This is a genomic window from Methylobacterium sp. Leaf117, from assembly GCF_001422985.1.
In the GTDB taxonomy this organism is placed as follows: Bacteria; Pseudomonadota; Alphaproteobacteria; order Rhizobiales; family Beijerinckiaceae; genus Methylobacterium.
This window is the reverse complement of the sequence record NZ_LMNL01000023.1, coordinates 376554-398781: the sequence shown is the minus strand read 5'-3', so window position 1 is coordinate 398781 and position 22228 is coordinate 376554. Positions and strand designations below refer to the sequence as shown.

Below are 22228 nucleotides of genomic sequence, written 5' to 3'. Positions count from 1 at the left end.
TGCGTGTTCCGCGCCCGAAGCCCGGCGCCCGCGCCCCGACGAGGTCCTTATGCTCTCTGACGTCACGCCCGCCTCGCTGCCCGACCGGAAAGTCTCCGTGCGCGAGGCCTTCGGCATCGACCTCGATCTCATGGTGCCGGCCTTCTCGCAGCGCGAGGAGCACGTGCCCGATCTCGACCCGGACTACATCTTCGACCGCGAGACCACCCTGGCGATCCTCGCCGGCTTCGCCCGCAACCGGCGCGTCATGGTCACCGGCTATCACGGGACCGGCAAGTCGACCCATATCGAGCAGGTCGCCGCGCGCCTGAACTGGCCCTGCATCCGGATCAACCTCGACAGCCACGTCTCGCGCATCGACCTCGTCGGCAAGGACGCGATCGTGCTGAAGGACGGCAAGCAGGTCACCGCCTTCCAGGACGGCATCCTGCCCTGGGCGCTCCAGAACAACGTCGCGCTGGTGTTCGACGAGTACGATGCCGGCCGCCCGGACGTGATGTTCGTGATCCAGCGCGTGCTGGAACTGTCGGGCCGCCTGACCCTTCTCGACCAGAAGCGGGTGATCAGCCCCCACCCGGCCTTCCGCCTGTTCGCCACCGCCAACACCGTCGGCCTCGGCGACACCTCGGGCCTCTATCACGGCACGCAGCAGATCAATCAGGGACAGATGGACCGCTGGTCCATCGTCACCACCCTGAACTACCTGGCCCATGACCGCGAGGTCGACATCGTGCTCTCGAAGGCGGCGCACTACCAGCGCGACGGCGGTCGCGACATCGTCAACCGCATGGTGCGGGTCGCCGACCTGACCCGCAACGCGTTCATGAACGGCGATCTCTCCACCGTCATGAGCCCCCGCACGGTGATCACCTGGGCCGAGAACGCCGACATCTTCCAGGATATCGGCTTCGCCTTCCGGGTGACCTTCCTCAACAAGTGCGACGAGCTCGAGCGCACCCTGGTGGCCGAGTTCTACCAGCGCGCCTTCGGCAAGGATCTGCCCGAGAGCGCGTCGAACGTCGCCCTGAGCTAGTCTCCGTCCCGCTCCTTCGAGGATACCGTCGACCCGCATGTCGATCTCCAACCGCAAAGCCGGCGACCGGCGCGAGCCCGTCGCCGAACCGCTCAAGCGCTCGGTGGCAGGCTGCCTGCGCGCCATCGCCAAGCGCTCCGAGATCGAGGTGGTCTATGCCAGCGACCGCCCGGCCCTGACCGGCGATAAGGCGCGGCTGCCGGAGCCGCCGCGCAAGCTGACGCCGGAGGACGTGGCGATCCTGCGCGGCAACGCCGACTCGATGGCGCTCCGCCTCGGCTGCCACGACGTCGCCGTCCATCGCCGGCTGGCGCCCGAGAACGCCGGCGCCCGCGCGGTGTTCGATGCCGTCGAGCAGGCCCGGGTCGAGGCCATCGGCTCGCGCCGGATGTCCGGCGTCGCCTCGAACCTCTCGGCGATGCTGGAGGACCGCTACCATCGCGGCGGCAAGTACGAGGACATCACCGACCGCGCCGATGCGCCGATGGAGGATGCCGTCGCCCTGATGGTGCGCGAGCGCCTGACCGGCGCCGCCCCCCCGGCCGCGGCCCGGAAGATCGTCGATCTCTGGCGCTCGCATATCGAGGAAAAGGCCGGCCCGAACCTCAACGGGCTGATCGGCTCGATCGAGAACCAGCGCGCCTTCGCCCGCTCGGTGCGCGACCTCCTCAGCTCCCTCGACATGGCGGACGAGACGCCGTTCGATCCCGAGGACGACGACAACGAGGACGAGAACGAGTCGCAGGACGACGAGCAGACCCCCAGCGAGGGCGAGGCCGAGGAGCAGTCGCAGGGCGACCGCTCCGAGATGGAGACCTCGCAGGAGGCCTCCGACGAGTTGCAGGAGGGGGCCACCGAGGCCGCCGACGCACCGTCCGGCGAACTGCCCGACGAGGCCGAGAACGCCGAATCCGAGGAAGCGTCCGAAGCCTGGCGGCCGCCGTCGCAGCGGGCCAACGAGCCGCGCGGACCCGAGTACAAGGTCTTCAATCCACGCTTCGACGAGATCATCCACGCGGAGGATCTCTGCGACGTCGAGGAGCTGGCGCGCCTGCGCACCTATCTCGACAAGCAGCTCGCCCATCTCCAGGGCGTGGTCGGACGCTTGGCGAACCGCCTGCAGCGGCGCCTGCTGGCGCAGCAGAACCGGGCCTGGGACTTCGACCTCGAGGAAGGGCAGCTCGATCCGGCCCGTCTCGTGCGCGTGGTCACCGATCCCTACCAGCCGCTCTCGTTCAAGCGCGAGAAGGACACCAATTTCCGCGATACCGTCGTGACCCTCCTGCTGGACAATTCCGGCTCGATGCGCGGGCGTCCGATCACCGTGGCGGCGACCTGCGCCGACATCCTGGCCCGCACGCTGGAGCGCTGCGGCGTCAAGGTCGAGATCCTGGGCTTCACCACCCGGGCCTGGAAGGGTGGGCAATCGCGCGAGGCGTGGCTGGCGGGCGGCAAGCCGAACGCGCCGGGACGCCTGAACGACCTGCGCCACATCGTCTATAAGAGCGCCGACGCCCCGTGGCGCCGGGCGCGCAAGAACCTCGGGCTGATGATGCGTGAGGGGCTGCTGAAGGAGAATATCGACGGTGAGGCCCTGGACTGGGCGCACAAGCGGCTCCTGGCCCGCCCGGAGCAGCGCAAGATCCTGATGGTGATCTCGGACGGCGCGCCGGTCGACGATTCGACCCTCTCGGTCAATCCGGGCAATTATCTCGAGCGCCACCTGCGCTGGATGATCGAGGACATCGAGACCCGCTCGCCGGTGGAGCTGCTCGCCATCGGCATCGGCCACGACGTGACACGCTATTACCGCCGCGCCGTCACCATCATCGACGCCGAGGAACTCGGCGGCGCGATGACGGAAAAGCTCGCCGAACTCTTCGAGGAGGATTCGGGCGGCGCGGCTCCGACCAAGCGGGCGGCCGGCGGGCGCCGCTAGGCTCCCGCCCTCCCCTCAGACTCCGCCGCCGGCTCAGGCCGCGCGGCGTGACAGGGCGTCGAGGGCTTCGGCGATCTCCGTCGGGTCGAGCCGGCGGATGACCGGACCGGAGGTCCAGACCAGCATCGGGACCACCCGGCGCCCCGGATAGATCTCGGCCAGCAGCGCGGCATAGAGGGCGATCTGCCCGGCCTCGGCGCGCGGCAGCGGCGCGCCCTCGGCGGGCGGCCGGCCGGTCTTGAAATCCGCCACCAGCACGGACTCGTCGGTCAGCGCCAGGCGATCGACCCGGCCGAAGACGGGGCGCGACACGCCCCCGACCCGCACGCGCCCGGACAGGGTGACTTCGGCCCGCGCCTCCCGCGCGAAGAGCGGAGCGAGGTCGGGTTCGTCGAGCAGCCGCAAGGTCGCGGCGACGATGCCGGCCTGCTTGGCCCGATCGAGGCCCGGCGAGCGGGCACGGACGAAGGCGGTGGCGGCGGCTTCGCGCTGGGCCGGCTCGATCCGCGGCAGGTGCTCCACCAGCGAGTGGATCAGGGTTCCGCGCCGGCGTGCCTCGCTGTCGGCCTGCCGGCGGCCCGGCTCGCGGCGGGTGTCGGCCGCCCCCAGGGCACCGGACGGGGTCACGGGCGGCGCCGCCTCGATCTCGGACGCCACCGGCGCTTCGAGCCAAGCCGGCAGTTCCGGCGCGACCGGCGCCGCCGATGCCGGAGCGGCGTGCGGCGCCGCGGTGCCGCCATCCCGCCACAGGGTCGCGGGTCCGTGCGGCGTCTCCAAAGCGTCGCCCGGCCCGAATTCCTGCTCCAGACCGGTGCGGATCATCTCGCACCAGGCCGCCTCGCTCGGGGCCTCGTGCCCGCGATAGGGCGCGATGACGAGGCGGTCGGCCGCCCGCGTCATGGCCACGTAGAGGAGGCGGTTGTGCTCCTCTCGGGCACGCGACTGCAGGGTGGCGCGGGCTTGCGTGACGGCGTCGCAATCGCCTGCCTTGGCCCCGGCCCAGACCGGCGGGAGCGGCCGGGCACCCTGGCCGAAGCGCTGCGCCCCCGGCAGCAGCGGCAGCAGCGGCGGATCGTTGCGGCCCAGCGCTTCGCAGCCGTCGATGACGACCACCACCGGAGCCTCCAGCCCCTTGGCGCCGTGGACGGTCATCACCCGGACCTCGTCGCGCCCGGAATCGAGGTCGCGCTTGACGGTGTGGCCCCCCTCCCCGCGTCCCGGGACGATGTCGTAGCGGGCGAGAAATCCGCCGAGGGAGGGCGCATCCGGCCCCTGCTCGGCCTGCGCCGCCGTCATCAGGAAGACGTCGATGGCGTCGCCCGCCTCGCCGCCGAGGCGTGAGACCAGGGCGCGGCGCCCGCCCCGGGCCCCCAGCAGCGTCGCGTAGAACCCGAACGGCCCCTCGCAGGCGGCGAGAGCGATCCAGGATTGCAGGGCTTCGTGCCCCCGGATCGCTGCCGGATCGCCGGCCGCGGCGTGGCGCGCCAGGGCATCCTCCAGGGTCTCGTGCAGATCGCGGCGAGCCGCGATCCGGACGAGGTCGTCGTCGTCGAAACCGACCAGCGGCGTCTTGAGGGCGCCCGCCAAGGTCAGGTCGTCGGCCGGCAGCAGCCCGGCCCGGCCCACCGCCACGAGATCGTTGACGGCGATATGGGCGGCGATGTCGAGGCGGTCCTGGCCGGCGACGGGCACGCCGAGGGCCTTCATGGCGCGGATCACCTCCTCGAAGGCGGCCGAGCGCTTGCGCACCAGGATGAGGATGTCGCCGGGCCTCCAGACCCGGCCGGTCTCGTCGCCGGTGGTGATCCAGGTCAGGGCCGCCCGCGCGACCCGGCGCGCGGTGACGATGGCGGGCGCGTTGGTCTCGGGCGCGTCGACCGGCGCCGCCCAGGCATCGGGCTCGGGCTCGTCGGCCGGCTCCTCCAGCGGCCAGAGTTCGACCGCGCCCGGCGCCGAGGCCCGGGCCGTGCTGTGGGTGGTGCCGACGGCGGTGTCCTCGAAGGACAGGCCCTCGTAGTGCTCGGGGATCTTGAAGGTGGCGTCGACCGCCCGCAGGACACCGCCGGCCGAGCGGAACGACAGGTTCAGGTGGACGTCCGAGAAAGCGAGGTCGGCCCCTTGTGCGGCCCGCTGCCATTCCCGGCGCGTGGTCTCGAACTCGCGCGGCTCGGCGCCCTGGAAGCTGTAGATCGACTGCTTCGGATCGCCCACGGCGAAGCGGGTGCGCGCCACCTCGCGGGCGCCCTCGCCGGACGCGAACTCGGCGGTGATGCGGCGCAGGATCTCCCACTGGTGCGGGTTGGTGTCCTGCGCCTCGTCGATGAGGACGTGGTCGACGCCGCGATCGAGCTTGTAGAGCACCCAGGTGGAATCGACCCGGCCGAGGAGGTCGAGGGTCTTGTGGATCAGGTCGTCGAAATCGAGCGCCCCGAGGCGGGCCTTCTGCGTCTCGACCCGGCGGTGGATCTCGGCCGCCAGGGTGAACAGGGCACGGGTGCGCTGAAGGGCCTGGACACCGCGCAACGTGTCCTGCAGCGGCTCCAGCCGGTCGCGCTCGTCGCGCAGGGCCTGCTTGACGTCGTCGGGCACCGCCTTGGTGCCGAGGCTCTTGTCGGCTTTCGGCAGCCCCTCCTTGGTGAAGAAGACGCCGCGATAGATCTCCAGAGCCTCCGCCGGGGACTCGGCGCGAGCGACCTGCACCAGCCGGTCGGCGATGCCCTCGTCGGTGGCCTTGCCGGTCCGCATCCGCGCAGCGACGTCCGTCAGATCGCCGAGAACACCGTCGAGCATGCGGGCCTCGATGGCCTTCACGCTGTCGCCGGGCCGGACCCCGAGGGCGTCGGCGAGCGCGGCGAACGACCCGTCGAGCCCGAAGCGGTCGGCCAGCACGTCCCGCGCCCGCATCGCGTTGCGGATCGCCTTGCGCAGGGCGTCGCCCGTCGCCTCGGGGCCGACGATGGCCAGGGCTTCGCCCAGGTCGGGATAGGCGCCCCCGATGGCGTCGGCCAGGACGTTGCCCGTCTCGATGAGGAAGGCGTCCGCCGCCTGCGTCTCGTCCAGGACGACGAAGCGGGCCGGCACGTTCGCCTCGAAGGGGAACATGTGCAGCAGGCGCTCGCACAGGGCGTGCAGGGTCTCGATCTTCAGGCCGCCCGGCGTCTCGACCGCGCGAGCGAACAGGCGCCGCGCCACCTGCAGCGTCTTTCGCGAGGGGCGCTCGCCCGTCAGCTCGGTGAGTTCCGCCGTCAAGGTGGCGTCGTCGAGGGTGACCCAGCGGCCGAGCACGCGGAACACCCGGATCGACATGTTGGCGGCCGCCGCCTTGGTGAAGGTGAGGCACAGGATGCGGGCCGGTGGCGCCCCGTCGAGGAGCAGGCGCACGACCCGGTCGGTGAGCACCTTGGTCTTGCCCGCCCCCGCATTGGCCGAGACCCAGGCCGAGGCCCGTGGATCGGCGGCGCGGCGTTGCGAATCCTTGGTGAGATCGTCGACGACGAAGGCTTCGCGCATCGTTGTTCCACTCATCGCTCGGGCCTCATCGCGTCGCCGGGCGGTGCCGGCACGTCCGGAGCCCTGTCGAGCAGCGCCAGGGCGGCGCCCACATCGGCGCGCGCGGACCGCTCCTGAAGCGCCCTCAATCCGCGCCGATGACCGAGCCCCTCCGCGATGAAGGCGACCAGCAGCTGATTGATGGAGACATTATCCTCGTCGGCGGCGCTCTTGGCCTGCACCATGACGTGGTCGGGCAGGCGGAGTGCGAAGTTCGGCATGGTCATCTCCTCCTTGATCAATCAGCGGGTCAGAAAGGCCCTGGGGCTCATCGCCAGGATTCCGAAAGCTGACAGGACCGGCTTCCGAAAGTGGCGATCGTGGGTCAGGATGATCTCGGCTCCGGCGGCCAGCGCGCATTCCACGTAGAGGTCATCCTTCGGATCATCCAGAAACGGCCTGAAGCGGAACCACGGCAGGGTCAGAACGGCCGTGGCGCAGAGGGCGTCCAGGATGGCGTCGATCCCGGCTTCGTCGACCCAAGGGTCCGGCCCCAGCAGGCCCGGCCGTTTCAGAACATCCTCGTATTCGAGCACCACCGCCGGCGAGAGGGCGAAAGCGAACCGTTGCGTCAGCATGCCCCTGAGAACGACGTGGGATGCGCCATTCCGTGATCGCAGCGCGCCAAGCACGACATTGGCATCGACGACGATCATGACGCAAAGATGATATCACCCGCAATATCAGTCAAGTGCGTCTTCCGGGTCATCCCATGGACCCACCTCAGCCTTCGCCCTCGCCGCCGAGGGACCATTCGAGCACCCGGGCCAGGTGGTCGTAATCGCCGTAGGACTTGGCGTATTTCGGGTAGGGCCGCGAGGTGTAGGCGGCCTCGCCCGTGAGGAAACGGGCGACCAGGCCGCGGAAGCGGGCGACATGCTCGGTCACGATGGCCGGGACCTCGCGCTCGTCGCCGCGCGGGGCCTTCACGGCCAGCGGCTCGAACGGTTTGCGGCCGCCCGAGGCGTGGACGTAGAGGAGATCGGGCGTCAGCGTACTGGCCGGGAAGCCCTCGAAGGCGCCCGCCATGAGCATGGCGGCCTCCAGGGTGAGCTGGGGCGAGAAACCGGCGAAGACCTCCTTGTTGCTCGGTGGCAAACCGGTCTTGAAGTCGACGATGCAGGCGCCTCCGTCGCGGCGGCGCTCGATCCGGTCGGCACGGGCCCGCAGGGTGAAGCTCTCGGTCCCCATGGGGATCACCCATTGGCCCGAGATCTCGGGATGGACCCTGGCCACATCCGCGCGCCGCTCGGTCTCCCAGTCGAGGAATTTGGACGCCAGCCGCTCGTAGCGCGGCCACCACTCGGCATAGAGCTCCGGGTAGGTGTCCGAGATCGGCCGGAAGGCGTTGAGCGCGAGGTTGAACAGCCGCTCCACGGCGGCGTCCGGCAGGGCCTCGGGATGGTCCTCGGCGAATTGTCCGAGAATGTCGTGGATCAGCGTGCCCCGATCGGCGGCGCCGGGTTCGGCCGCCACCGGATCGAGGGGGTCGAGGCCGAGCACGTGCCGGGCGAAGATGACGTAGGGGTCGCGCACCAGGGTCTCGACCTCGGTGACGCTGAGCGAGCGCGGGAACAGCGCCGGATCGGGCTTCGGCCGCGGCTGCTTCAGGCGCGGCTGGGCCGGGCCGGTGCCTTGGTCGAGGGCGGCCGCGTAGGCCGAGAAGCGGCGCCCGGCCCCGAGTGCCCGATTCCAGCACGCCTCTCCGCTGAAGGCGCGCAGGCGCTGGAGGAAGCGCGACGGCACGGTCGGCGCGCCCTCGCGCTTGGCCGCCCGGGTGACGAGGGCGTCGTGGTGGCCCAGAGCCTGGACGAAGTCGTGCGCGCTCTGGCCGATGCGGCGCTCGGGCGGGTTAAGGCCGATGCGCTCGCGCATGGGCCGGTTGAGGAAGGCGTCGGTGGTCGTCTTCATCGGCCAGACGCCCTCGTCGAGGCCACCGAGCACCACGCGGTCGACGCTCATCAGGCGGGCTTCGAGCAGGCCGAGGATGCGCAGGCGCGGATGCGGGCGCCCGTCGCTGCAGGCGACCAGGCGTTCGCGGGCGAGCGCGGTGAAGAAGGCCGGATAATCGCCGAAGCGCCCGGGCAGAAGGCCGGGCTCGGCCATCTCAAGATCGTCGAACAGGGCGTCGAGCACCCCGAGGGAAGCGTCGTCGACGGTCTCGCCTTCGGCCGCATCGATCAACATGTCGAAGGTGGCACGGTGGTTCGCCGCGTAGGCGACGAGATTCCCGACGCCCCGATGGTCGACGTCGAGAAATCCCGTGAAGGCCAGTTGCAACCGATCCAGGAGATCGGCGGCCAGATCCCAGTCCTTTTCAGTCAGGCGGCGCTTGGCGCGCGGGCGCCGTCCGGTGGCGGCCCGCTGATCGGCCAGGGCCTCGCGCAGGCCCGCGAAGCCCGGCGCCGGGGCGGGGCCGCGCAGGGTGCCGATCTCCAGGGCGGCGGCGGCCCGCACCACGTCGCTGCGGGGCAGGCCGAGCCGGACATACGGGTGCGACAGGAGCGTGATGAGCCGGGCCGGCTCCAGATCGGCGGCCAGTTCCGCGGCGAGCCGGGCGAGACGCCCGGCCCGGCTGCGCGACAGGGCCTCGCCCCCGGAATCCTCGGCGACGATCCCCCAGCGCGCCAGTTCGGCCGCGACCCGTACGGCCAGGGCCCGGTCCGGCGTGACCAGGGCCGCCGTGGCGCCCGGCACTTCCAGGGTCTCCCGGAGCGCGATGGCGATGATCAGCGCCTCCTCCCGCTCGTCGGTGGCCTCGACCACGGCGAGCCCCTGCATCCCGGCCTCCGCCAGGGCCGCGCGGTCGGGCGGATCGAGATCGGCCCAGGCCTCGGTGGTCTCGGCCGGGCGCAGGGCCTGCGACAGCAGGCCGAAGCGGGCGCGGCCCTCGGCGGAGGGGTCGCCGAGGGCGACCACCCGCGACCGGTCCAGGTTCAGACAGCCCGGCCCGAGCAGGCGATGCAGGATCGCCTGGGGATGGCCGTGGGCGATCTCCCGCGAGAACCCCTCGCCGGTCTCGATGGCGTCCCAGCCGGAGGCATCGAGGTCGGAATCGAGCCCCGGCAGCACCACGGCGCCACGCGGCAGGCCCGCCACCGCGCCGATGAGGCGGGCGGTCGCCGGCACCGAGCCGGTCGAACCGGCCACGATCACCGGGTCGCCCGGGCGCTCGCGGGCGAGGCGCTCGGCCTCGGCCAGGACGAGCCGGCGGGAACGGGACACCGGGTCGCTCATGCCGCGCTCGGCCAGGATACCGGGCCACGCCTCGGCGGCGATCTTCACGAAATCCAGGGTCAGGCCGAAATAGCGCGAGTACTCGGCCTCGACCGCGCCTCCGATCTCGGCCCAGGGCAGGCCCTCCACCGTGAGGGCGTCCATCAGGCGTTCGAGGTCGGCGGCGAGACCGATCGCGTCGGCCGGGGAGGACGGCACCAGGAACGGCACGTCGTCGTCGATGGGCAGCAAGGTGCGGTCCACCGCCTCGGCCCAGCTCTGTACCAGGCGCGCCAGGATCAGCCGACGCTCCAGAGGCGGCATGGCCGGGGCGAGCAGGTCCGGTCCGTTCTCCAGGAGCGGATTGGCGGCAAGATCGAGTTCCGCCTCGTCCGCCTCGCCGAGGGGCACCATGCGCGGCAGGAGGGCCGCCTGTCCCAGCCGCGCCGCCAGGATCGCCGAGAGGGCACGCACCGCCCTCTGAGTCGGCAGATAGACGGTGACGGAAGCGAGCGCGTAGGGATCGCTGCCGATGTCGCCGACCAGCCGCCCGGAGATCAGGGCCTCGGCCAGGGTCGGCAGGAAGGGCGCGGCAGGCGGAATGGTGAAGACGTGGGATTCGTCGGAGGTCGGCATGCCATGATCCATGCCACCAAATGGCGCCGCCTGGAATGCGGCGCCCTAACGATCCCCGAGCGCTTCAGACCACCGGCGCCGTCGACTTCACGCGGGCCTCGGCGGCGGTGATCGCTTCCGGCGTTCCGACATGGAGCCATTGTCCGTCGAGACGGAGCCCGTACAGGCGCCCGGCCGCGATGGCGCGGTCGAACAGCAGGTTGAGGGAGAACGCGCCCTCGGGCGTGTCCGCGAACAGCGCCGGCTTCAGGATCGCGACGCCCGCGTAGATGAAGGGCGCCACCTCTCGTTCGCCGCGCCGCTCGAGAGCGCCGGACGAGGTCATGACGAAATCGCCGCCGCCCTCGTAGCCGAGGCTGGTGGCGGTGGGGGCGACCAGGAGCAGGATGTCCATCGCCTCCGGGTCCCAGGCGGCGATCAGGCGGCCGAGATTCGATTCCGGCCCCTCCAGCCAGAACGAATCGGCGTTGAAGACGACGAAGGGCGTGTCGCCGAGGAGCGGCAGCGCCTTCTTCACCCCGCCGCCCGTCTCCAGCAAAGACTCACGCTCGTCCGAGATCACGATCGCGGGCGCGGTCCGGCGCTTGCCGACATGGCCCTCGATCAGGTCGGCGAGGTAGTGGACGTTGACCACGGCGTCGGTGATGCCGCCCTCGGCCGCCCGGTCGAGGGCGTGGTCGAGCAGCGCGCGGCCGGCCACCTCCACCAGGGGTTTGGGCACCGTCGCGGTGATCGGGCGCATGCGCTTGCCGAGTCCGGCCGCGAGGACGAAGGCGCGGGTGATGGGAGCAGCGTCGGACATGGTGGCTTCGTCTCGTCGGGTCGGGATGGGATCGGCTCAGGCGGGCAAGCGTACGCTGCCATCGGCCAGGGGCAGCAAGTCCGGGTTCCAGGCCACCTCCCAGAGCGCACCGTCGGGATCGGAGAAGTAGCCGGAATAGCCGCCCCAGAACGCGTCCTCCGCCGGTTTCACCAGGGTGGCGCCCGCCTCGACCGCCCGCGTCAGCACAGCGTCCGTCTCGGCCCGGCTCGCGGTGTTGTAGGCGAGCGCGAAGCCCCGGAAGCCATGGCCCTGCGGGGCGATTCCCGCATCCCCGGCCAGGGCCGCGCGCGGATACAGGGACAGCACGAGGCCGCCGACCTGAAAGAAGGCGACGCCCTCCGTCGCATAGGTCGAGCGCGTCCAGCCCAAGGCCTCGTAAAAGCGCACGGCCCGGGTGAGATCGGCAACTCCGAGGGTGAGGAGGGTGAGGCGGGGCTGCATCCTGGGTCTCACGCCTCCTCGGCCGCGTCCGGGGCGGCCTTCGGCACGAGATGCGGCAGGTGCGCCTCGTGCCACAGGCGCAGGCGGGTCAGGGCCGGGTGGTTGAGGTTGCGGGCGAGATAGGCCTCGATGCGCGGCAGGTGGGCAAGGTAGCCGGGCTTGCCGTCGCGCCGGTCGAGGCGGGCGAAGATGCCGAGGATCTTGGTGGCGCGCTGGGCCGCCAGCACCGCGTAGGCCCGGGCGAAGGTCTGCATGTCGAACTCGGGCTCGCGGGCCCGGCGCTCGCGGACGTAGAGCCCGAGCAGGCGCAGTTCGAACTCGGCGGTCGCATCGACCCGCGCGTCCTGAAGCAGCGAGGCGACATCGTAGGCGGGATGACCCAGGACCGCGTCCTGGAAGTCGATGACGCCGATGCGCTCCAGCCCCTCGCGGTCCGGCAGCCAGATCAGGTTCGGCGAGTGATAGTCGCGCAGAGTCCAGGTCGGGCGATCGGGCTTGATGCTGTCGAGCACCTCCGCCCACAGGGCCACAAACTCGGACCGGGCGGCATGGGGCAGCTCGCCGCCCCGGACCGACGGGCAGTACCAGTCGGGCAGCAGCTCGGTCTCGAACACCAGGGCTTCGAGGTCATAGGGCGGGAGCACGTGGTCGATCCCGTCGGCCACCGGCAGGACGCCGGGGAGTTCGGTGGCGTGGAGCTTCGCCAGCAGGCGCACCGCCTCGGCGTAGCGCTCCGGACGGGGGCCATTGGCATCCACCACCGGCTCGGAGCCGAGGTCCTCGATGATCAGCAGGCCCTCGGCGAGGTCCTCGCCGTAGATCCGCGGCGCCGAGAAGCCGAGGGCACGCAGGCCCCGGTCGACGCCCACGAAGGCATGCACGGTCTCGGCGAGCTTGACGATGGCGCTGTAGGGGCGGCCGTTGCGCACCGGCGGGCCGTCCGGACGGGGCGGCGAGATCATCAGCACCGCGCTCTTCCCGTCCGGCTTCACCAGCCGCTCGTAGGCGCGCGACGAGGCATCGCCCTGCATGTTGATGCGGGTGGCCTCGTCCCAGCCGCTGCGGACCAGGAGGAGCCGGAGGGCGCGAGCCCGCTTGAGTCGCGCGTCCATGCCACCGCTGCCGTCGATGCGGGCGAAGCGGGCGCCATCGCCGAACTCGGCCCGGAGCGAGAGGTCGATCCACAACATCGGCGCGTCGCGGGGGCCGAGGCGCTCAGGCCATTCCACCAACGTGATGGCGGTCTCGGCCATCTCGTCGAAGCCGAGTTCGACGAGTTCGTCGGGGCTGCGCAGGCGGTACAGGTCGGCATGCACGATCGGGCGACCGTTGGCCGCTTCGTAGGGCTGCATCAGCGTGAAGGTCGGGCTCGGCACATCGAGAGCCGGATCGCCGACCAGTTCGCGGATCAGCGCGCGGGCCAGGGTGGTCTTGCCGCCGCCGAGGCCGCCGGACAGGGCGACAATGTCGCCCGGCACCAGGAACTCGGCGAGGAAGCGGCCGAGATCCTCGGTGGCGCCCTCCTCCGGGAGCATGATCTCCCAGGCCGATTTCACCTCACGCTGGGGTGTGTCGGCACCATCCTCGTTCAACGCCCAACTCCTTCATGGCCGTGCGCCGTCGCGATCGGACCCGGATCGCGCGGAGACACGCTGTCATACCGGCGCATCCTTAACCAAATCGCGGGACCCACGAAGGCTCCCTCCCGTCGGTCCAAGGCTCCTTCCCAACGGTCATCGAGTCGTTGGTCCGACGAAGGCCGCTACTCGGCGGCATCCCGCCGCGCGCTCGGCTCGCTGATGGGAAAGGTGCAGGTGACGCGGGTGCCCGCGCCCGGGGCCGATTCCAGGCTGACGCGGCCGCCATGCAGTTCCACGAACGACCGGACGATCGACAGACCGAGCCCGACCCCGCGATGGCGCGTGCCCAGGGTGTTGCTCTCGAACCGGTCGAACACCCGCGCGGCGACCTCGTCCGGCATGCCCTGGCCCTGGTCCACCACCGCCAGGGTGAGTTCGGCGGCGTTGCGCCGGACCTCGACGCGGACCTGCTGGCCCGGCGACGAGAAGCCGACCGCGTTCGACAGGAGATTGAACAGGATCTGGCGCACGCGCTTGCCGTCGGCGACGAAGCTGCCAACGTCGTCGGGCACGTCGAGGTCGAGGGTGATGGCGGAATCGGCGAGCCGGTCCTCCAGGCCGCGCACGGCGGCGTCGACGGTGGAACGGACGTCGACCACCTCCCGGGACAGTTCGAGCGAGCCGGCATCGATGGAGGCGAGGTCGAGGATGTCGTTGATCATCACCAGCAGCGCGCCCGACGAGCGCATGATGTGACCGGAATATTCGCGCTGGCGCTCGTTGAGGGCGCCCACCGTCTCGTCGCCGAGGAGCTGGGTGAAGCCGATGATGTTGGTGAGTGGCGAGCGCAGCTCGTAGGAGACGTGGTTCACGAAGGTGTCGCGCAGCTGCGAGGTGCGCTCCAGGGCGTCGTTCTTGTCGGTCAGCGCGCGCTCGACGTTCACGCTGGCGGTGACGTCGATCAGGGTGAGCAGGGTCGCGCCCTCGGGCAGCGGCTGGGCGGCGCAATCCAGCACCGTGCCGTCGACGATCTCCAGGCGACAGGTCAGACCGGCGCGGCTCTCGAGCCCCGTGATGGCACCGCGGATGTCGATCCACGGGTCCTCGTCGGGCGAGAGCGTCTGGCAGGCGGCGATGACCGCATCGACCCGGGGACGCTCGCCCAGGGTCTCGGGGTCGAGGCGCCACAGGGTGGCGAAGGCACGGTTGGCGAAGGTGAGGCGGCCATCGGCGCCGAACACCGCCACGGGCTCCTTGAGGGTGTCGAGGGTCTCGGCCTGCACCCGCATCAGCGCGTTGTAGCGCGACTCGAGCTTCATGTTCTCGGAAACGTCGTCGAACAGGTAGGTCAGGCCGCCCTGCGGGTTGGGGTCGGCGACGACCCGGAGGGAGCGCCCGTCGGGCAGGTACCACCAGGCTTCGTTGGCCTCGACCGCGCGATAGGCGGCCAGCACGTCGGCCTTCCAGGACTTGAAGTCGGCCTGTTCGGGCAATTTGCGCAGGGCCCGCAGCCGGTCGAGGATCTCGCCGTCGAGGGGGCGGCTGTCGAGGAAAGCCTGATCGAGGTCCCAGAGCTGGCGATAGGCGGTGTTGTGGAAGATCAGGCGCTGGCGGGCGTCGAACATCGCCACGGCGGTCGGCAACTGATCGAGGGTGCGGACATTGGCGTCCATCTGGCGCTGGAGGTCGGCGCGCACGCTTTCCAGCTCCGAGACGTCGACCGCGATGCCGACGCGGCCGGTCTCGATCGCGGTCTCGGTCACGTCCAGGGTCCGGCGCCCGCCGGCCACGACGGCGGAAAGGCGATGGGCGGCGCGACCGCCGGCGGCGAGCCGGGCGGCATCGTCACGGGCGATGAACTCGCGCGCCTGCCGGTCGAGCAGCTCGACGCCGCCCTCGAGGGCGTTCTCGCGGGTCCCTGCCTCCACCGCCGCCACGTAGGCGAGGTTGACCCAGGCCAGGGCGCCGTCGCGGTTGCGGCGCCAGACCGGCTGCGGGATCGCGTCGAGGAGGCTGCCCAGGGCGGAGAGGCCGCGCTTGGCCTCGTAAAGGGTGAGACGCAGGTCGATCAGTTCGCGCTTTTCGTCCGTGGTCTCGCGCAGGCGCAGGATCGCGCGGCCGGACAGGGCCTGCCCATGCGCGTCGATGAAGCGGCCGGACTGGGTGCGCAGGCTCAGGCGGAACCCGGTTCCGCGCGCTCGCAGGGCCTCGACCGCCGTGTTGAGCGCATCGGCGTCGACCGCGTGCAGCCAGGTCTCGAAGCTGAGGAAGCCCGCAAGCGGGCCGGCGGCGGCGCGCTTGCCGTCGATCAGGCCGATATCGCCCTCGACCGTCGGCGTTCCGCGGCCGGACCACGTCACCAGCACCTGGCGCTCGGCGTTGAGCAGCATCTCGGCACGGTCGTGCGATTCGCGCAACGCCGAGAGTTCGTTGACGAGGTCGCGCTCGCGCCGGGTCCAGCGGCTGCGCTCGCGCATGTGCAGCAGGGCGACGATGGTGGCGAACACCGTCAGGCCGATGAGGATCGCAAGCCCGGCCGCGTTGTGCGTGTACTGCCCGACCCCCGATGCGACAGCACTGACGTCTATCCCCGGTCCGGCCGCGCGCGCCGGAGTGCCGGCGACGGCGACGACAAGGGAGCCGACGCACAGCAGAATGCGCGCCGCTCGATCGACCCTCATGATCCGTCCCGCCTCCACGAATCTTCGATGAGACGCCAAAGCGCGCCCTTCCCGCAGCCGCCTGAAGGCCGGCTGCGGGCCACTCCATCTGAGGAATCCGCCCACACTAGCGCGAGGCGGAATCCTCCCGGAAGAGGGTTAAGCTTAACTTTAGAGCCTTCAAGGGCGATGGGCGGCGGAGGGCGCAGAAAAGCCACACTGCGGCGCCCGGAAACGCGCCGCGGGTCCGAACACCCTCAGGCTCGGCGCAACGCAATACGGCTGGCAAAACGCAAGAAGCCCGGCACATGGCCGGGCTTCGCGCGCCGCGTCAAGCGTCGGACGGTGCCCCGGAGGGCACCGCACCGGGCTCAGTAGCGGTAGTGGTCGGGCTTGAACGGGCCGTTCTCGGAGACGCCGATATAAGCGGCCTGGTCGGGACGGAGCTTCGAGAGCTTCACGCCGATCTTCTCGAGGTGGAGGAGCGCCACCTTCTCATCGAGGGCCTTCGGCAGGGTGTAGACCTGCTTCTCGTACTTGCCCGGGTTGGTCCAGAGTTCGATCTGGGCCAGGGTCTGGTTGGTGAACGAGGCCGACATCACGAAGGACGGGTGGCCGGTGGCGTTGCCGAGGTTCACCAGGCGTCCCTCCGACAGGAGGATGATGCGGTGGCCGTCGGGGAAGGTGATCTCGTCCACCTGCGGCTTGATGTTCGACCACTGCATGTTCTTCAGGCCGGCGACCTGAATCTCGTTGTCGAAGTGGCCGATGTTGCAGACGATCGCACGGTCCTTCATGGCCCGCATGTGCTCGATCGTGATGATGTCCTTGTTGCCGGTGGCCGTCACGAAGATATCGGCGCGCGGGGCGGCGTCCTCCATCGTGACGACCTCGTAGCCTTCCATCGCGGCCTGGAGCGCGCAGATCGGATCGACCTCGGAGACCAGCACGCGGCAGCCGGCATGGCGCAGCGACGAGGCCGAACCCTTGCCGACGTCGCCGAAGCCGGCAACCATGGCGACCTTGCCGGCCATCATCACGTCGGTGCCGCGGCGGATACCGTCGACCAGCGACTCACGGCAGCCGTAGAGGTTGTCGAACTTCGACTTGGTGACGGCGTCGTTCACGTTGATCGCCGGGAAGAGCAGCTTGCCCTCCTTGGCGAGATTGTAGAGGCGGTGAACGCCGGTGGTGGTCTCCTCGGAGACGCCCTTGATCGAGTCGGCGAGACCGGCGAACCAGCCCTTCGGCTTCTCGGCGAGCTTCTTCTTGAGAAGCGCGAAGAAGATTTCCTCCTCCTCGGATTCCGGCTTGTCGAGGAAGGCGGTGTCGCCGTTCTCGGCGCGCAGGCCCAGGTGCACGAACATGGTGGCATCGCCGCCATCGTCGAGGATCATGTTCGGCAGGCCGCCGTCATGCCAGTCGAACAGCTTCGAGGTGTAGTCCCAGTATTCCTCGAGGGTCTCGCCCTTGATGGCGAAGACCGGGATGCCAGCGGCCGCGATGGCGGCGGCAGCGTGGTCCTGGGTCGAGTAGATGTTGCAGGAGACCCAGCGGATGTCGGCGCCGAGCGCCTTCAGGGTCTCGATCAGCACGGCCGTCTGGATCGTCATGTGCAGCGAGCCGGCGATCTTCGCGCCCTTGAGCGGCTGCGACGGACCGAACTCCTCGCGCGTGGCCATCAGGCCCGGCATCTCGGTCTCGGCGATCGAGATCTCCTTGCGGCCGTAATCGGCCAGACCGATGTCCTTGACGATGTAATCCTGGGCCATTTCGTAATCGCTCCGTCTCTCGTTGCGTGTCGGCGAGGGCTATAGCAGGGCGGGCGACGGGAGGCAATCAAGATATAAAGATGTCTTTATGCGAACGGTTCCAGCCAGCGTCGTCCGGCCGGAACGAGCGCCCTGCATGACAAATCCCGTAGAACGTGCATTTTTTAAGATCAGTTGCGGCTGTGATCGGTGCGCCATTCGGGCAGGCTCCGGTGCAGGCGCACCACGCGGGGGCAGCAATCCATGATCCGGCACTCCGTCCCTTCGGCCGTGATCGGTCTTCTGGGGATCAGTCTTATCGGGATCGGGCCCGCTCAGGCGGGACCGAGGCGCGTGGCCACGTACGAGAAAGTCGTCTTGGGAGGCAGCCGCCTCACGGCGGCCTCGTTCGCGTCGCTGGATCCGACCTGCAAGTCCCTCGGCCCCATGACGATCAGCCTGATCGAAGCGCCGCATGACGGCCGCGTCCAGACGGGACAGGGACGGGAATTCCCGAGCTTCTCGCTGTTCAACGCGCGCGCGCATTGCAATGCCCGCAAGCAGCCCGCCACCTTCGTGTTCTACACGCCGGCCCCCGGCTATACGGGCCAGGACGAATTCATGCTCGAACTCGTCGATCCGGCCGGAAATGTCGGCCGCGCCCGCTTCCGCGTAACCGTACGGTGAGACTCAACCTTCGTCGCGCAACTGGCGCCGGATGATCTTGCCCGTGGTGGTCATGGGCAGGCTCTCGCGAAACGCGATCTCGCGTGGATATTCGTGGGCCGAGAGGCGGGTGCGCACGAAGGCCTGGATCTCGCCCGCGAGAGCGTCGGAGGCGGCAAATCCGTCGCGCAGGACCACATAGGCCTTCACGATCTCTGTGCGCAGCGGGTCCGGCTTGCCGATGGCGGCGGCCAGCGCCACGGCCGGGTGCGCGCAGAGGCAATCCTCGATCTCGGCCGGGCCGATACGGTAGGCCGCCGAGGTGATGAGGTCGTCCTCGCGCCCGACGAAATGGACGTAGCCGTCGGCGTCGCGCCGGGCGGTGTCGCCGGTGAGCATCCAGTCGCCCGAAAACTTCTTCTCGGTCGCCTCCGGCTGGTTCCAGTAGCCCAGGAACATCACCGGGTCGGGCCGGGCGACGGCGATTTCCCCGGGTTCGTCGACGGCGGCCTCGGTCCCGTCGGCCCGCAGGATCGCCACCCGATGACCCGGCACCGGACGGCCGGTCGATCCGGCCCGTGCCACGCCGGCCGACGGGCAGGCGGCGAGGACGAGGTTGCACTCGGTCTGGCCATAGGCCTCGCCGATGGTGAGGCCGAGTTCCCGTTGGGCCCAGGCGAAGGTGTCCGGACCCAGGGCCTCGCCGGCGGAGGCGATGTTGCGCAGGCGGGAGAGATCGAAGCGCCCGCGCGGATCGGCGACGCCGCGCAGCATGCGCAAGGCGGTGGGAGGCAGGAACGCGGTGGTGATCGCCCGTTCGGCGATGAGCCGGAGCGCGGCCTCCGGCTCGAAGCGGAAGCTCGGACAGGCCACCACCGGCACGCCGAGATGCAAGCTCGGCAGCGTCGCGTTGAGGAGGCCGCCGGCCCAGGCCCAGTCGGACGGCGTCCACATCCGGTCGCCGGCCTTCGGCGGGAAGTCGTGCATCAGGCAGAAGCCCGGCAGATGCCCGAGCAGCACCCGGTGGGCATGAAGAGCCCCCTTGGCGAGGCCGGTGGTGCCGGAGGTGTAGATCATCAGCGCGGGATCGTCGGCCCGGGTGTCGCGGGCGGTGAACGCGCCGGATCCCTCCGCCATGAGGGCATCACAGGCGACGGCCTCCCCGAGGGCGCCGTCGGTGCAGACCACGAGGTCGAGGTCCGGCAGGTCGGCCCGGATGGCCGCGAGCTTGGCGAGGCCGCCCGCGTCGGTGACGAGGGCGCGGGCTCCCGCATCGGCGAGGCGGTAGCGCAGGGCGTCGGGTCCGAACAGGCCGGCGAGCGGCAGCGCGATGGCCCCGAGCTTGTAGGCGGCCGAATGGGCGACCACCACGGCGGCCGATTGCGGCAGCAGCACGCCGATGCGGTCGCCGGGGACGACGCCCCGGCCCCGCAATCCGGCGGCGAGCCGGTCGGATTGCGCCTTCAGGTCTGCGAACGTCGTCTCCGAGACCCGCGTCCCGACCACTTCCTGGATCGCCACGCGGCCCGGATCGCGGGCAGCCCAGCGGTCGCAGACATCGACGCCGATGTTGTAGCGCTCCGGGATGTCCCAGGCGAAACCGGCGACGAGACCGTCATAGTCGGGTGTGGGTCTCAGCACGGCATGCGGCTCAGGCGTCGATCGCCTTGAAGGTGCCGGCGAAGGCGAAGTCGGTGATCGGCCGACGTCCGTTCGGCACCTCCTTGGCGCGCTGCTCCTCGCTGAGGTCAGCCGGGTTCGCCACGCGCCCGACGGCGTAGGCCGCCTCGACCTGGTGGTCCGCCGGCACCTTGAGCACGGTGACGGAGCGCTCCTTGTCGAAGCCGCCCATGCCGTGCACGTGCCAGCCCTGGCGGATCGCCTGAAGCTGGAAGTTCGCCGAGGCGGCGCCGGTGTCGAGGGAATGGCTGGCCGAAGGCTTCAGGCCGTCGCCGGTCTTCATCAGCTTGCTCGACACCAGGATGACGAGGGCGCCGGCGCCTTCCGCCCACTTGCGGTTGGCCGGCACCAGCAGGTCGAGGAAGGTCTCCCACTCGGGGGTGCCACGCAGGGCGTAGACGAAGCGCCAGGGCTGCGAGTTGTAGGACGACGGCGCCCAGCGCGCGGCCTCGATCATCCGGAGCAATTCGGACTCGGGCACCGCCTCGCCCGCGAAGGCGCGCGGCGACCACCGCTCGGTGAAGATCGGGTCGATGGCGTGGTCGGGCTGGCGCGGGTTCGAGTCGGTCACGGGCAGGCTCCCAAGGGTAGTGATCCCGGGCCGGTCGTCGCGCTCGGGATATCGGACCGGTGCGCCGTGCGCGCGGGTCGGGACCGGTTCAGGCCCCCTCCCGTGCAACGCCGAATCCAGTCCGACCCAGCCATGCACGAGATGGGCCGGGGGAGGCAATCGGCCATTTCGCGCCCCTCGGTCCAGCAGGACCACCGGCTTTCGCCGATCGCCGGCATTTTAGCGATCAGGGAAACCATGCCGACAGGACTTGTGAGCCAGATTCAGCCCTGGGCAGCCCTCGCCCGACCTTGGATTCCCCCATTCGTGACACGTTCGTCCGCTGCCCGATCGTCTGACGATCCGGGCCCGCAAGCCTGTCGCCGGGCTCCCTATCGCCACGTCTCCGCTCGCAAACCCGTCCTGCATGCGAGCGATCGCCGGCTCGCCCTCATCGAGCGGACCCTGCGGGCCACACGCTGGCGCCTCGCCTTTCCGGCCGAACTCGAAACCCGGTTCGAGACGGAGACGGGACCGCGCCGCGTGCGTCACCTGCGCCGGTCCATCCTCATCGGGCTGGCCGTCTTCCACCTCTATGGCTGGGCGGCTTTCGTCACCACGCCCGACATGGCGGGCCTGAACCTCGCCCTGCGGCTCTGCCTGATGACGCCCGTGGCGGTGGCGCTGTTCTGGTCTCTGAGCCGGGTCGGGTCCGAGACCCGCGAAGCCCTGTGCAGCCTCAGCGTCCTGGTCGCCGCGCTGATCCCGGCCCTGATCCTGTGGCTCGGCACCGGGCCGAACGTCGCGCACGCGGCCACCGCGATCTGGCTGACGGTGATCTTCGCCAACATCTCGCTGGCACTGCGGTTCTTCTGGGCGTGCCTAATCTCCGGCGTCGTGTCGATCGCCGGAGGCCTCGCCATCGCGGCCCATCCCGAGATCGCGCCCGATCTCGCCCGGCTGGTGCGCCTCGACATGCTGATCGGCATCGCTTTCAGCCTGGGGGCCTGCCACCAGATCGAGCGGGCGCACCGGCGCAATTACCTGCACAGCCTGAGGGAATCCCTGCGTGCGCAGCAGCTCGTCGTGGCCAATGCCCGGCTCACGCGTCTCTCGACGACCGACCCGCTGACCGGCCTCGCCAACCGGCGCGCGTTTTCTCAGCGCCTCGAAGCCCTGTGGCACAGCTCCCGGCGCGGCGAACCCTTCGCGCTGATGCTGGTGGATGTGGACCATTTCAAGCGCTTCAATGACCATTACGGTCACGGGGCGGGCGACGACTGCCTGTGCGCGATCGCAGATCTGCTGACCTCGCGGCCCGGCAACGCCGCCGACCTCGTGGCGCGCTACGGCGGCGAGGAATTCGCCCTGCTGCTGCCGAGGCTGGACGCCACCGCGGCCATTGCCCTGGCCGAGCGCATCCGCGTGTCGCTGAACGCCCTGGCCCTGCCGCATGCGGGACGCGACGACGGCCTCGTGCACGTGACCGTCAGCGTGGGCGTCTCGGCGAGCCCGGACGGTGCCGAGACTCCGGCGGACCTGATCGAATCGGCCGATGCGGCCCTGTACGAGGCGAAATCGGCGGGACGCAATTGCACGCGGCGGGCGCCTCCGCAGCGGGCTGCGGCCGGAGCCGGTGCGCGCCCGCCGCTGGCGACCTGGACGATTCCCGACCGGGAGGACCTGCGACGCTCGGCCTGAGCG

At 70.4% G+C, this 22228-nt stretch carries 15 protein-coding genes; 4 read left to right on the top strand and 11 right to left on the bottom strand.

Annotated elements, in window-relative coordinates; all coding sequences use genetic code 11:
* The first annotated feature begins 49 nt into the window (after nucleotides 1-49).
* Nucleotides 50-1033: a cobaltochelatase subunit CobS gene (gene cobS / locus ASF57_RS13270; protein WP_056179310.1), complete on the top strand. Its 984-nt coding sequence runs from the start codon at nucleotides 50-52 to the stop codon at nucleotides 1031-1033.
* Nucleotides 1034-1070: 37 nt separating this feature from the next.
* On the top strand, nucleotides 1071-2972 hold the full coding sequence (gene cobT / locus ASF57_RS13265) for a cobaltochelatase subunit CobT (RefSeq protein WP_056484020.1): 1902 nt from the start codon (nucleotides 1071-1073) through the stop codon (nucleotides 2970-2972).
* A 33-nt stretch (nucleotides 2973-3005) separates the two neighbouring features.
* On the opposite strand, the gene addA is transcribed toward cobT, so the two are convergent.
* The 9 genes from addA to ahcY form a co-directional block, all read right to left on the bottom strand.
* The gene (addA, locus tag ASF57_RS13260) at nucleotides 3006-6497 is read right to left on the bottom strand and encodes a double-strand break repair helicase AddA (protein ID WP_056484017.1); all 3492 of its coding nucleotides are present in this window, start codon (nucleotides 6495-6497) and stop codon (nucleotides 3006-3008) included.
* Nucleotides 6494-6742, bottom strand: a complete 249-nt coding sequence (locus ASF57_RS13255; RefSeq protein WP_056484558.1) for a hypothetical protein — start codon at nucleotides 6740-6742, stop codon at nucleotides 6494-6496. Before ASF57_RS13255 ends, addA begins: the two co-directional genes overlap by 4 nt.
* Nucleotides 6743-6763: 21 nt before the next feature.
* Complete coding sequence (locus tag ASF57_RS13250) at nucleotides 6764-7177, bottom strand: PIN domain-containing protein (RefSeq protein WP_056484014.1); 414 nt, start codon at nucleotides 7175-7177, stop codon at nucleotides 6764-6766.
* Between the two features lie 67 nt (nucleotides 7178-7244).
* Nucleotides 7245-10373 (bottom strand): double-strand break repair protein AddB, encoded by a 3129-nt coding sequence (gene addB, locus ASF57_RS13245; protein WP_056484556.1) that lies wholly within the window; start codon nucleotides 10371-10373, stop codon nucleotides 7245-7247.
* Nucleotides 10374-10437: 64 nt separating this feature from the next.
* Nucleotides 10438-11175 carry a nucleotidyltransferase family protein gene (locus ASF57_RS13240; protein WP_056179298.1) on the bottom strand — a complete coding sequence of 246 codons (738 nt, stop codon included), beginning with the start codon at nucleotides 11173-11175 and terminating at the stop codon, nucleotides 10438-10440.
* Nucleotides 11176-11211: 36 nt separating this feature from the next.
* Nucleotides 11212-11637: a VOC family protein gene (locus tag ASF57_RS13235; RefSeq protein ID WP_056179295.1), complete on the bottom strand. Its 426-nt coding sequence runs from the start codon at nucleotides 11635-11637 to the stop codon at nucleotides 11212-11214.
* 8 nt (nucleotides 11638-11645) lie between these two features.
* A complete protein-coding gene (tsaE, locus tag ASF57_RS13230) occupies nucleotides 11646-13172 on the bottom strand; it encodes a tRNA (adenosine(37)-N6)-threonylcarbamoyltransferase complex ATPase subunit type 1 TsaE (protein ID WP_082503964.1) in 1527 nt (508 codons plus the stop codon).
* Nucleotides 13173-13399: 227 nt separating this feature from the next.
* Nucleotides 13400-15898, bottom strand: coding sequence for a PAS domain-containing sensor histidine kinase (locus ASF57_RS13225; RefSeq protein WP_056180042.1), 2499 nt, complete (start codon nucleotides 15896-15898; stop codon nucleotides 13400-13402).
* A gap of 350 nt (nucleotides 15899-16248) precedes the next feature.
* A complete protein-coding gene (gene ahcY / locus ASF57_RS13220) occupies nucleotides 16249-17649 on the bottom strand; it encodes an adenosylhomocysteinase (RefSeq protein WP_056484008.1) in 1401 nt (466 codons plus the stop codon).
* A gap of 333 nt (nucleotides 17650-17982) precedes the next feature.
* Between ahcY and ASF57_RS13215 the strand changes: the two genes are divergently transcribed.
* Entirely contained in the window at nucleotides 17983-18315 is a 333-nt protein-coding gene (locus tag ASF57_RS13215; RefSeq protein WP_156376122.1) for a hypothetical protein, read from the top strand.
* A gap of 3 nt (nucleotides 18316-18318) precedes the next feature.
* Here ASF57_RS13215 and ASF57_RS13210 read toward each other — a convergent pair whose 3' ends face one another.
* Nucleotides 18319-19935 carry an AMP-binding protein gene (locus ASF57_RS13210; protein WP_056484002.1) on the bottom strand — a complete coding sequence of 539 codons (1617 nt, stop codon included), beginning with the start codon at nucleotides 19933-19935 and terminating at the stop codon, nucleotides 18319-18321.
* A 10-nt stretch (nucleotides 19936-19945) separates the two neighbouring features.
* On the bottom strand, nucleotides 19946-20545 hold the full coding sequence (locus ASF57_RS13205) for a nitroreductase family protein (RefSeq protein ID WP_056483999.1): 600 nt from the start codon (nucleotides 20543-20545) through the stop codon (nucleotides 19946-19948).
* Nucleotides 20546-20851: 306 nt separating this feature from the next.
* Here ASF57_RS13205 and ASF57_RS13200 point away from each other — a divergent pair, with 306 nt between their 5' ends.
* The gene (locus tag ASF57_RS13200) at nucleotides 20852-22225 is read left to right on the top strand and encodes a GGDEF domain-containing protein (RefSeq protein ID WP_056483996.1); all 1374 of its coding nucleotides are present in this window, start codon (nucleotides 20852-20854) and stop codon (nucleotides 22223-22225) included.
* The last annotated feature ends 3 nt before the right edge of the window (nucleotides 22226-22228 follow it).

Bases quoted from the DNA above. Each gene is read 5' to 3' on its own strand.
- cobS (WP_056179310.1), top strand. From the start codon at position 50: ATGCTCTCTGACGTCACGCCCGCCTCGCTGCCCGACCGGAAAGTCTCC.
- cobT (WP_056484020.1), top strand. From the start codon at position 1,071: ATGTCGATCTCCAACCGCAAAGCCGGCGACCGGCGCGAGCCCGTCGCC.
- addA (WP_056484017.1), bottom strand. From the start codon at position 6,497: ATGAGTGGAACAACGATGCGCGAAGCCTTCGTCGTCGACGATCTCACC.
- ASF57_RS13255 (WP_056484558.1), bottom strand. From the start codon at position 6,742: ATGCCGAACTTCGCACTCCGCCTGCCCGACCACGTCATGGTGCAGGCC.
- ASF57_RS13250 (WP_056484014.1), bottom strand. From the start codon at position 7,177: ATGATCGTCGTCGATGCCAATGTCGTGCTTGGCGCGCTGCGATCACGG.
- addB (WP_056484556.1), bottom strand. From the start codon at position 10,373: ATGCCGACCTCCGACGAATCCCACGTCTTCACCATTCCGCCTGCCGCG.
- ASF57_RS13240 (WP_056179298.1), bottom strand. From the start codon at position 11,175: ATGTCCGACGCTGCTCCCATCACCCGCGCCTTCGTCCTCGCGGCCGGA.
- ASF57_RS13235 (WP_056179295.1), bottom strand. From the start codon at position 11,637: ATGCAGCCCCGCCTCACCCTCCTCACCCTCGGAGTTGCCGATCTCACC.
- tsaE (WP_082503964.1), bottom strand. From the start codon at position 13,172: ATGCTCCCGGAGGAGGGCGCCACCGAGGATCTCGGCCGCTTCCTCGCC.
- ASF57_RS13225 (WP_056180042.1), bottom strand. From the start codon at position 15,898: ATGAGGGTCGATCGAGCGGCGCGCATTCTGCTGTGCGTCGGCTCCCTT.
- ahcY (WP_056484008.1), bottom strand. From the start codon at position 17,649: ATGGCCCAGGATTACATCGTCAAGGACATCGGTCTGGCCGATTACGGC.